This is a genomic window from Oleiphilus sp. HI0123 (genome assembly GCF_001635315.1).
The window spans coordinates 1-1,303 of sequence record NZ_LWGE01001779.1 but is presented as its reverse complement, the minus strand read 5'-3'; the positions used below and the strand labels follow the sequence as shown (position 1 = coordinate 1,303).

General features: G+C 45.3%; 2 protein-coding genes. One reads left to right on the top strand and one right to left on the bottom strand.

Annotated features, from left to right (window positions below):
• A partial coding sequence (locus A3761_RS23980) for a hypothetical protein (protein ID WP_197473229.1) occupies positions 1-748 on the bottom strand: 748 nt, incomplete at its 3' end.
• A 188-nt stretch (positions 749-936) separates the two neighbouring features.
• Between A3761_RS23980 and A3761_RS23975 the strand changes: the two genes are divergently transcribed.
• Positions 937-1,303: guanylate kinase (locus A3761_RS23975; protein ID WP_197473228.1), on the top strand; the 367-nt coding region annotated here is incomplete at its 3' end.

Here is a 1,303-nt window from a genome sequence, read left to right as displayed (position 1 = left end):
ATACAGGGTGAAGCAAATCTGCGATCACCAATACGCTCAAATAGCTCATCGCAAAAAATGCAATCAAGCTGACATAAGATAAGTGCATCTTTTTAATAATGCTCATCCAACTAGGTGGAGCAGATCCATGGCCGCCTTGCCGTTTATCGCTATACAGCAGCATAAGCAATACACTGGGCAGAATCGATAAAACAAGTAACGCGTAGGTTAGGGCAAGCCAGCCACTAACATAATTCAGTAAAAGTATGGGGGGCGCAAAGCAAACGATTAATAGTCCGGTAATAATCAGGCTCGTCTTAGCCTGTTTAAAATCTAAAGCCGAGGCAATTCCTGGCACCCCCCCATTAAATGAGCTTGAACCTGTCGTCGATGATAAGCGAGTCGCCTTACTATAGCTCCGCGCTACCTGCACAGAGAAGTTCACAAGCACTAGAGACAAGATACTAGCAAGTAGCAGGGCGAATATCGCATTTAAGTGCATCGCTAGTGCACTAAGGCCTAACAACAAGGAAAGCAACAAAGCGTCTGTTTTAAATGGCAGACCGAAAAAACGCTGTTGCATTGACCAAAATGGAGGCATCTCGTGACGCTTCTCAAGAAAAGACATGGGCTTTTTACAATGTGGGCACTTAGCCTTCTGCTGCCTTTCGTCACCATCGGGCATGCAAAGCTTATCGTAATGACGCTCGCATGACAGGCAATGCCAGATTGCCGGAGAAATCGGGTGATAATGACAATATTGTTTCACAGGGTGTTTATACCAACAGTATTAGCCGTTCAATAAAATTCGTCTGTAGCGCTTTATCAAGATCTACTGAGACTAAGAGATACTCTTTTTAGCTGAAATTTAGCATAATGCTCCACATCGCATTAAATATAGTTGTTTTAGCTGATGAATAACAGCCTAGACATTGCTTAGAATCTGGAGGAGAAAGAGTGGGTAGCACAGGTGAAAAGTCTAAAGAAGTTGCAAGGCAAGGGCGTTTATATGTCGTTTCAGCCCCTTCCGGAGCAGGGAAAACAAGCCTGGTAGCAGCCTTACTCGAAGCCGACTCAGGTATCGAAGTTTCAGTTTCTCATACCACTCGCCAGGCTCGTCCCGGGGAAGTCGATGGCGTTAATTATCACTTTGTCAGCATCCCCGAGTTTGAGCAGCTCATATCTGAATCTGGCTTTCTAGAGCATGCAAAAGTTTTCGATAACTACTACGGTACCTCCAAGACCTGGCTTGAGCAGCGTATGGCGCTTGGGCAAGACGTTATTCTTGAAATCGATTGGCAGGGTGCGCAGCAAGTAAGAGAAC